At 67.7% G+C, this 9,334-nt stretch carries 9 protein-coding genes; 3 read left to right on the top strand and 6 right to left on the bottom strand.

Features of this window, described 5'->3' with window-relative positions:
* The 5 genes from VJ811_RS15835 to VJ811_RS15815 all read right to left on the bottom strand — a co-directional run.
* The coding region (locus VJ811_RS15835; RefSeq protein ID WP_324074089.1) for an amidohydrolase family protein at positions 1-464 on the bottom strand (464 nt) is incomplete at its 3' end.
* 113 nt (positions 465-577) lie between these two features.
* Positions 578-1,501 (bottom strand): polysaccharide deacetylase, encoded by a 924-nt coding sequence (locus VJ811_RS15830; protein WP_324074087.1) that lies wholly within the window; start codon positions 1,499-1,501, stop codon positions 578-580.
* A 13-nt stretch (positions 1,502-1,514) separates the two neighbouring features.
* Positions 1,515-2,273 (bottom strand): SDR family oxidoreductase, encoded by a 759-nt coding sequence (locus VJ811_RS15825; protein ID WP_324074085.1) that lies wholly within the window; start codon positions 2,271-2,273, stop codon positions 1,515-1,517.
* Positions 2,257-3,285 carry a ketopantoate reductase family protein gene (locus tag VJ811_RS15820; RefSeq protein ID WP_324074083.1) on the bottom strand — a complete coding sequence of 343 codons (1,029 nt, stop codon included), beginning with the start codon at positions 3,283-3,285 and terminating at the stop codon, positions 2,257-2,259. The genes VJ811_RS15825 and VJ811_RS15820 overlap by 17 nt, the downstream gene beginning before the upstream one ends.
* On the bottom strand, positions 3,282-4,049 hold the full coding sequence (locus VJ811_RS15815; RefSeq protein ID WP_324074081.1) for an IclR family transcriptional regulator: 768 nt from the start codon (positions 4,047-4,049) through the stop codon (positions 3,282-3,284). Before VJ811_RS15815 ends, VJ811_RS15820 begins: the two co-directional genes overlap by 4 nt.
* 101 nt (positions 4,050-4,150) lie before the next feature.
* Here VJ811_RS15815 and VJ811_RS15810 point away from each other — a divergent pair, with 101 nt between their 5' ends.
* Positions 4,151-5,269 carry a M20 family metallopeptidase gene (locus VJ811_RS15810; protein WP_324074079.1) on the top strand — a complete coding sequence of 373 codons (1,119 nt, stop codon included), beginning with the start codon at positions 4,151-4,153 and terminating at the stop codon, positions 5,267-5,269.
* Between the two features lie 125 nt (positions 5,270-5,394).
* Here the strand turns inward: VJ811_RS15810 and VJ811_RS15805 are convergent, their stop codons facing one another.
* A complete protein-coding gene (locus tag VJ811_RS15805) occupies positions 5,395-7,194 on the bottom strand; it encodes an amidohydrolase family protein (RefSeq protein WP_324074077.1) in 1,800 nt (599 codons plus the stop codon).
* 203 nt (positions 7,195-7,397) lie between these two features.
* Here VJ811_RS15805 and VJ811_RS15800 point away from each other — a divergent pair, with 203 nt between their 5' ends.
* Both VJ811_RS15800 and VJ811_RS15795 read left to right on the top strand, forming a co-directional pair.
* A complete protein-coding gene (locus VJ811_RS15800) occupies positions 7,398-8,684 on the top strand; it encodes a dicarboxylate/amino acid:cation symporter (RefSeq protein ID WP_324074075.1) in 1,287 nt (428 codons plus the stop codon).
* Between the two features lie 2 nt (positions 8,685-8,686).
* Positions 8,687-9,151 carry a RidA family protein gene (locus VJ811_RS15795; protein ID WP_324074073.1) on the top strand — a complete coding sequence of 155 codons (465 nt, stop codon included), beginning with the start codon at positions 8,687-8,689 and terminating at the stop codon, positions 9,149-9,151.
* Positions 9,152-9,334: the final 183 nt, after the last annotated feature.

Genomic DNA, 9,334 nt, shown 5'->3' with positions numbered 1-9,334 from the left:
CCTTCGCTGCCCTGCTCGTCGAACGGCGACGCGCGGTCGGGATAGGTGACATGGGTGTGCATGTCGATGAGGCCCGGCATCACGGTTTTGCCCGCCGCATCGATGATCTTCGCGTCGGCGCCCCAGCCGGTCGCATCGGGCGGGAGCACCGCCTTGATGCGATTGCCCTGGATGACGACCGTCGCGGGACGCACGCCGCCGCTCACCGCGTCGAACAGCCGCCCGCCACGAATGACGAGTTCGGGGCCGGTCTCGGCGACGGGCTTCATCGGGATGCGGACGGGATCTTCGCTCGTCCGCGCATCGGGTCCGAGGAACGGGCGGCGGTCATTGAGCTTGGGGACGGGATCACCGGTGGGCGCCTGCGCGGCGGAGGCCGCGGAAAGGGCAAGAAGAGCCGCTGCGGCCGTGGCCCCGAGACAGGTCCTCGCAAGGGACGACTGGAAGGACAGTTTCGCTTTCATGGCGGACAGCGGCTCCTTTGAAGTGAGGGCGGGCGCTTGATTCGGCCTGAAATGCCCGCCCTCGTTGGTTAAGACGCAGCCTCGCGGGTTGACCCCACCAGACATTTTCAGGTTCATGCTTCTTCCTCGCCCGATCCCGGGCCCGCCGCGGCGGCGCGCGCATGGGCGACGACGTCGCGGTGGGTGGCGAACCAGGCCCCGCGCGCGGCCGCGTGGCCAAGAAGTTCGTCGAGGATCCAGATACGCGAGCGCGCGGCGATGATGTGCGGATGGAGGGTGAGCTGGAACAGGCCGCCGGCCTCGCATGCTGCATCGAGCTCGCGGCGAAAAATGTCGAACACGTCGCCGGGTGCGAGATGCGGCCGCGCCGATCCGAAGCGGTCCATCAGGAAATAGGGCGCATCGTCACGGATCCATTCGACCGGAAGCTCGGCGACCCCGCATTCCTCGCCGTCGAGCAGCAGTTCGTAGCAATCCTCGTCGGCCATGAGCGAACTGTCATAGGCGAGCCCCATGTCGCGGATCGTCCGGAGCGTGCCCGGCCCGAAATCCCATGACGGTGTGCGGATGCCAACCGCTCGCTCTCCGCAGACCGCCTCGATCGTATCGGCCGAGCGCAGCATCAGGTCGCGTTCGGCGGCCTCGGGGAGCACCGAATTGCGCTCGTGGATCCAGCCGTGGAGACCGATCTCATGGCCCTCGGCGACGACGCGGCGCTGTTCCTCGGGATGCAGCAGCGCGGCGACCGCGGGCACGTAGAAGCTCGCCGGCACGCCGCGGCGCGCCAAAAGCTCCAATATCCGGGGCACGCCGACACGCGCGCCATATTCGCCCCAGCTCAGCCGCGAGATCGAGTTGCCGCCATCGCGCAGCTCGTTGGTCTCATGATCGCTGTCGAACGAGATGGCGACCGCGAAGCCCCTGCCGTCCGGCCAGGCCGCCGGGGCAAGCCGGCGCCCTGCGCGCACGCGGTTCACGCGCGCGCGCCATTCGGCTTCCTGCCATTGCCAGGGCTCGCGCGCGGTCCCGTCGGTCATGTCGATCGCTCCTTCACCGAATACCGCCATCGACGCTCAATATCTGTCCGGTCACGAACCCCGCCCAGTCCGATGCCAGGAACAGCGCCGCGCGCGCGATGTCCTCCGCGCTGCCAAGCCGCCGCATCGCGATGCCGCCGAGAATATCGGCCTGCCGTTCGGGGCCATAGGCGTCCCACTGGCGGCGCGTCGCCTCGCCCGTCAGAACGAGCCCGGGAGCGATGGCATTGACCCGGATACCCAGCGGTCCCAGTTCGTGCGCGAGCTGCCGCGTCAGCCCGAGAAGCCCGTGCTTCGCGGCGCAATAGGCCTGGATGCCGGTGAGCGATGCGCGCAGCGACGCGCCCGAGCAGATGTTGACGATCGCGCCCGACCCTGCCGCCGCCATATGACGCGTGGCGGCGCGCGACAGCGCCATCGCCGCGTTGAGATTGATGTCGAGGACAATATCCCAGTCGGCGTCGGACAGCGTCTCGAAGGGCTGGTGCTGCTGGCCGGCGACGCCGCCCGCATTGTTCACGAGGACATCTATGCCGCCCGCCTCGCCGGCGACCGCCTCGATCCAGCCTGCCGCTGCCACGCGGTCGCGAAGATCGACCGTCGCGCAGCCGATATCCATGGCGACGAGCGCCTCAAAACCTGTGGGATCAAGGTCGCATCCATACACCCGCGCGCCCTGCTCACGAAAACCCTCGGCGATCGCGCCGCCGAAGGCCGAGCCGACGCCGCTGACGGCGATAGTGCGGCCCGCAAGATCAGGCAGCGAGGGCATCGGCGAGCTCCGCGAGATGGACGTCGTCCTGGACCGCCGCGCCGCCCTCGATCCGGTGGATGAGGGCGATCAGCGCCGACAAAGCGGGCGTCGCGATACCGCGCGCGGCCGCGATGTCCGCGACCATGCCGAGCTGCGCATCAACTTCGGTCTTGCGGCGGTGAACCGCGAGATCGCGCCACACCCCCGAATGCGGCTTGGCGCCGCGGCGGTAGAAATCGGCGATTGCGCGAATGCTCGCAGCGCTCTCGGCGGCGCGCGATCGCGGTCCGAACGCAGCGGGATCGAACCCGTTGAATCCGGCGGGCTCGACGCCTTCGGCGCGCGCGGTCCGGATCGCTTCACCGGCAAGTGCGCGCCAGAGCGGCAGCAGTTCGGGTCGGTCGAGCGTCGCGGAGATGCCCGCGGTCGCGGTCGCCTCGGCGAAGAGCAGCGCGGCATAGGCGAGCTTGCCCCAGATGAAGGCCCAGATGTCAGGCGTCGCGACCACATCGGGTTCGAAGTCTCCGAGCAGCCGAAAGAGCTCGCCAAGGCGCACGGTCGTTGCCCCGTCCCATTCGCCGAGCGCCACCGCGCCGCGGTTGCCGAGCATGATCCTGCCGTCGCCGATCCGGTCGGCCCCGAAATTGACGAAGCCGACGACGACGCGGTCGCGCCCGAGCACATCGGCGGCGATGCGTGCCGCGAGCCCGTTCTGCAAGGTAAGGACGCAGCCGCTGTCGGCGAGGTGTGGGGCAATCATCGCGGCAGCGGTGGCGGTGTGGTGCGCCTTCACGCAGAGCATGACCTTGTCCCATCGCCCCGCGAGCTCACCGGGCAGCCAGGCGCGGACCGGACCCGCCCGCGAGCGCACCGGGCCTTCGATGACGAGACCGCGCTCAGGGTCGCGAAGCGCCGCGACATGATCCTCGTCCATGTCCACGAAGTCGACGCTATGGCCCGCGTCGATGAGCGCGGCGCCAACCGCGCCGCCGACCGCGCCCGCGCCGCAGACGAGGACGCGCCCGCTCATGCGGCGCCGCGATTGTCGAGGCGGGCCGCGATGGCCGAAGCCGCGGCGCGCAGCGCGTGCCCGATCTTTTCTTCCTTACCGACGAAGCGCGGCGAGATGCAGCCTGCGTTGACCGCGCCGACGACGCGGCCGTCGGCGAGCCGGATCGGCACCGCCGCGCCGGTCCCGCCAAGCGCATATTCCTCGGCAACGACCGATATGCCGTCGCGCGCCGCCTCGTCGATCCGGGCTTCTATCGCAGCGCGGTCGGTCAGGCTGTGCGGGGTGACCGGCACCGGATCGATACGGTCGAGATAGGGCGCGCGGGCCTCGGGCGGCATCTGGGCGAGCAGGACGCGACCGATTGCCGTGCAATAGGCGGGCAGTTCCTGGCCGAGGTCGATGTCGTAGCGGATGTTTTCGTGGGTCACTGCCTTGGCGAGCAGCCTTACCATCCCCTTGTCGGTGAGCGTCGCGAGGATCGCAGTCTCGCCGATCGTGTCGGCGAGTTCGCGCAGCACCGGCTCGGCGACCGCGACGAGCCGCGCCGCTTGCCCACCCCAGCCGAAACCGCCGCTGCGGAACGTCTCGTTGAGCCGGTAGCGGTCGCCATCGCCGCGGACCGCATAGCCGCGCCCGGCAAGTGTGCGCAGCAGCATCAAGGTGCTGCTCTTGGGCGCGCCGAGCCGCTCGCAAGCCTCGGCGAGCGACAGCCCGTCCTCGGCGCCGGCGAGCAGCTCGAGAAGGTCGAGGACGCGGGATGCCGAGCGAACGCTATCGTTCATATATGTGAACCTGATTTGTCATGTTGAACGAGATGACAGCAACGCCTATGAGTCGTCAAGCCCTTCGGCCGGGCATCGACTCAGCAGCAAGAAGGCCCATCATGACATCAGACGAACAGGCGGTCGCGACGCTCAGCCAGTGGCTCGCGCTCGAAAGCCCCACCCATGACGCCGCCGCGATCAACGCGATGCAGGACATGATTCTCGAAGAAGTCGCCGGTGAACCGGTGACGGTCGAGCGCCTCCCGGGCCGCGACGGTCTCGGCGATTGCGCTGTGCTTCACGCCGGCGCGGACAATGGCCGTCCCGGCATCCTCGTCGTCACCCATGTCGACACCGTCCACCCGGTGGGCACGCTTGCGGACGCGCTCCCGGTGCGCCGCGACGGCGACCGCCTCTACGGGCCCGGGGTCTATGACATGAAGGGCGGCATCTATCTGGCCCTGGTGGCGTTTCGCAATGCCGCGCGCCTCGGCGCCGCGATCGGACGCCCGATCCGCTTTCTCCTCTCGCCCGATGAGGAGATCGGCAGCCCGACCACGCGCGCGCTCGTCGAGGATCTCGGCCGCCGGTCGAGCCATGTGCTCGTGATGGAACCCGCCCGACCCGGCGGCGCAGCGGTCACCGCGCGCAAGGGCGTCGGCTGGTTCGACGTCGAGGTCGAAGGACGCCCCGCGCACGCGGGCTCGCGCCACCGGGACGGGCGCAGCGCGATCCGCGAGGCCGCGCGCCAGATTCTGAAGGTCGAGGACATGACCGACTATGACCGCGGCACGACCGCGACGGTGAGCAAGGTCAGCGGCGGCACCGCGATCAACGTCGTGCCGCACCAGTGCCGCTTCGCGGTCGATGTGCGGATCACAAATACCGCCGAGGGCGAGCGGATGGAACGCGCGATCCTCGGGCTCGAGCCGGTCGGCCCCGATGTCGCGCTCAAGGTCGGCGGCGGGATCAACCGGCCCGCCTATGAGCGCAGCGACGGCGTCGCCAAGCTCTTCGAGACGGCGCGGGCGGAAGCCGGCGCGCTCGACTTCGTGCTCACCGAAGTCCCGATGGTCGGCGGCGGCTCCGACGGCAATTTCACCGCCGCACTCGGCATCCCGACGCTCGACGGCCTTGGCGTCGATGGTGACGGCGCGCATACGCTCGACGAATATTGCCTGATCTCGTCGATCGAACCCCGGCGCCGCCTCGTCGAACGCCTGCTCCAGACGCTCTGACCGAAAAACCCGCATCGGCATTGCGGCGGACCGCGATGCCGGTGCGGTGCCAGTGCGGCGCGCACCCGTTCGAGTAGGCGCCGCCGACGGGAGAGCTAATCAAAACCGAAACGGCGAGCGCCGCGTCAATAGAAGCCGAGATTGTCGATTTCGCCCCAGGCGCTCGCTCCGGCATCGCGCTGGACGACGACCCCCACCTGTACGAGATCGTCGCCGCGCCAGGACGGCGCGTCGCCGCGGCCGGGCTTGGTCGCCACGAGCGCGGTGAACGGCACGCGCAGTTCGGACCAGCCTTCCTTCGCGTCGATCGGCGCGGTGAACTCGCCGGCGAGCGTGTTGACGACGAGGAGATAGCGCCCGGCGCCGCGCATTTCGAGCCGGACGCCCGCAAATTTGCGCGCATCGACCGGACGCATCGAACCGCGGCTCAGGGGCACGAGAACGCCGCCCTCGGGCTTGTCCTTGAGCGACATCCGTACTGCGAAGGCGAGCGCCGAGCCGTCGCCGCCCGCATGGGTCACGCGGTTGGAGACCACCGCCGAGCGCTCGACGCCGCCATCCATGTCGGTAAGGCGGAGCGTGTCGAGCGAGCTGCGCCCATCGGCGCGCTCGAAATCGTCGATCAGCGCCGCGGCGGGCACTGCAGGCAGCGTGGTGGCAAGGTTGCCCGCGGGCAGCTTGACGCCGCCGCCATGGACGAGCTTGCCGTCGACATAGACGCGGTCGATCTTCTCAACGTCGCCGATGGTTTCCCAGGGCTTGCCGTCGATCAGGACGAGATCGGCGCGCTTGCCCTTCTCGATCGTACCGCGGTCAGCTGCGAGTCCCAGTGCCAGCGCGCTGTTCGACGTGCCCGCGAGCAGCGCGGCCTTCGGCGTCAGTCCGGCCGCAACGAGCAGCTCCATTTCCTGGAGCGTCGAGATGCCGTGCTTTGCGCTGCCGATTCCGGCGTCGGTCCCGACCGCGATCGTGACACCGGCGGCGTGGAGATTGCGGACATTCTCCTCGGCATAGCCATATTTGCGGATGCGCAGGCGGGTCGCGTCATCGTCCTTGCGTCCGGGACCCATTTCGTCGGGCTTCAGCTGGTAGATGGCGAGCGTCGGGGCATAGAAGGTGCCTGCCTTCTTGATCCGGGCGATCGCGTCGGCATCGAGCACCCCGTCCTGGATGCTGTGCGCGATCACGTCGATGCCGGCGTCGGCCGCGAGCTTGCCCCGCTCGACGGTCACCGTGTGGGTGAGGACGCGTTGGCCATGCTTGTGCGCCTCGTCGGCGAGCGCGGCGAGCGTCTCGACATTCATCGAGGTTTCCTCAGGCAGCTGGCCGTAGCGCCAGCCGTCGGCGAACGCCTTGATATAGTCGGGACGGTAGGGCTGCAGCGCCTGCACCTCACGGCGCGCGCTCTCGGCGGTCGCGACCCATTTGGTGGTGTTGGTGTCGCCCCAGTCGGCGCCGTGTCCGCCCGGCGTGCTCATGCGCGCGACGAAATTGACGTGCGGCGCATAAATGTCGGCAAGCCAGGCGCGGCGCGGCGCAAAGGCCTCGGGCTGCTGATGGAAGTCGTTCACCGTCGTCACGCCGCTCGCGAGATAGGCGTTGGCGATCTGCGGCAGCGTGCCGGGCGAGCCAGCGGGACCCCAATGGGTATGCACATCGATGAAGCCCGGCAGCAGCGACTTGCCGTCAGCGCGCACGACCTTGGCGCCCCTCGGAACCTTGACGTCGGAGCCAACGGCCTCGATCCGGCCATCGCGCAGGACGACGGTGCCGCGATAAGGATCCTTGCCCGTCGCATCGAAAATGGTCGCGCCAGTGATCGCGACGAGATCGCGGCCCGGTTCGGCGAGCACCGATTGGCTCGCCCAGCCAAGACCGGCGGCGATCGCCGTTCCCGCTACGAGCATCTTCCGAAAACTGGCCACGCGCGTCTCCTCGATTGTCTGAATGTCACCCTGCTCTGCATTGACGCAGTGGCATCGCATATCCCCACCATGTGGTTCGGTCCGCGCCCGCCATGTCGCAACAAAAAGCGCTTGTCGACCGCATTGCCGCTGCGGAACCTCGCCGCACCTGCGTCTCTGCTTCCTGTACGCCCCCGCCGGGGCGAAGCCGGAACGGGACAGTCATGAACAGAGTTTTCGCCTTCATCCTCATCTTTGCCATGATCGCCGGGATCGCAGCGGGCTGGTTCGTCAATTCGCATTACCCGGCCGCGCGCGCGGCCGAAATCGCGGAAAATCTCTCGATCCTCACCGACCTCTTCCTGCGCCTGATCAAGATGATCATCGCGCCGCTTGTCTTCGCGACGCTCGTCGCCGGGATCGCGCATATGGAGGACGCCGCCGCGATCGGCCGGGTCGGCGCGAAGACGATGGGCTGGTTTATCGGCGCCTCGATCGTCTCGCTCTCGATCGGGCTCGTCATGGTTCACCTGCTCCAGCCAGGCTCGAGCCTCGCGCTCGAGCTGCCGACAGGCGATGCGGCGGGGGTCGTCGCGACGGGCGATTTCTCGCTCAAGCAGTTCGTGACCCACCTCATTCCGCAGTCGATCGTCCAGGCGATGGCCGAAAACGAGATCCTGCAGATCGTCGTCTTCTCGGTGCTCGTCGGCTCGGCGGTGGCGGCGATCGACGACAGGGCACCCGCGGTGCTCGCGCTCGTCGAGCAGGTCGCCGCGATCATGCTCAAGGTGACCGGCTTCGTGATGAAGACCGCGCCGGTCGCGATCTTCGCCGCGCTTGCCTCGACCGTCGCAACACAGGGTCCCGGCGTACTCGTCACCTATGCCGGTTTCGTCGGCGGCTTTTACCTGTCGCTCGGGGTCCTCTGGCTCGTGCTTTTCCTCGCTGCGCTCGCGATCATCGGACCGCGTGCGCTAAGCCTCTTCCGCGGCATTCGCACCCCCGTCCTCCTCGCCTTTTCGACCGCGAGTTCGGAGGCCGCCTATCCGAAGACGATGGAAGAGCTCGAGAAGCAGGGCGTCAACCGCCGCATCGTCTCCTTCGTGCTTCCGCTCGGCTACAGCTTCAACCTCGACGGGTCGATGATGTATTGCACCTTCGCGGTGCTCTTCATCGCGCAGGCCTATGGCATCGACATGACCATCGGCCAGCAGATCACGATGCTGCTTCTGCTCATGATCACATCGAAGGGCATGGCGGGTGTCCCGCGTGCCTCGCTCGTCGTGATCTCGGCGACACTCGCCTATTTCAAGCTGCCCGAAGCCGGGCTGCTCCTGATCCTCGCGGTCGACCATCTGCTCGACATGGGTCGCTCGGCGACCAACGTCGTCGGCAATTCGGTCGCCGCCGCGGTCATCGACCGCTGGGAAGGCCGGCGCATGGCGCGCGAGGCCACTCCCGGTGACCCGGCCCCCGCCGAACAACACCCCGCTCTCGTTACCAAGGAGTAATCATGTCCAAGATCGTATCCCGCCTTTCCAGCCTCGGCATCGAGCTGCCCGACGTCTGCCCCCCCGTTGCCAACTATGTCTCTTCGACCCGCTCGGGAAATATCGTGCAGATCTCGGGCCAGCTGTCGACCCATGCCAATGGGGGAATCAAGGGCACGGTCGGCGAAGACTGCAGCCTTGCTGACGGCATCATCGCCGCGCGGCTCTGCGCGATCAACCTCATCGCCCAGTTCAAGGCGGCGGCGGACGGCGACCTCGATCGCGTCGCGCGCGTCCTGAGGCTTGGCGGCTATGTCCAGGCCGGCTCCGAGTTCTACGACATACCGACCGTTATGAACGGCTGCTCGGACCTGATTGTCGATGTGTTCGGCGAGGCGGGCAAACATGCACGCTCCGCGATCGGCGTCTACCGACTGCCCTTCAATTTCGCGGTCGAGGTCGATGCGGTCATCGAGATCGACGGCTAGCTGGGCCTCAACTCAAGTCACAAAATTACGCTTGACTGCAAAGGGTTGTAATTTTCCGCGCGAATATCGATGGGGAATCGTTGGCGACTTGCGTCACAGCAGAACGAGATGGGAGAAAATCCATCCGCCGCACGGAGGACGACGCGCCAATCGGGTCGACAAAAAAGGGGACATGGCATGATG

Source organism: Sphingopyxis sp. (genome assembly GCF_035250425.1).
Taxonomy (GTDB): domain Bacteria; phylum Pseudomonadota; class Alphaproteobacteria; order Sphingomonadales; family Sphingomonadaceae; genus Sphingopyxis.
This window is presented reverse-complemented; position numbering and strand designations above follow the sequence as displayed.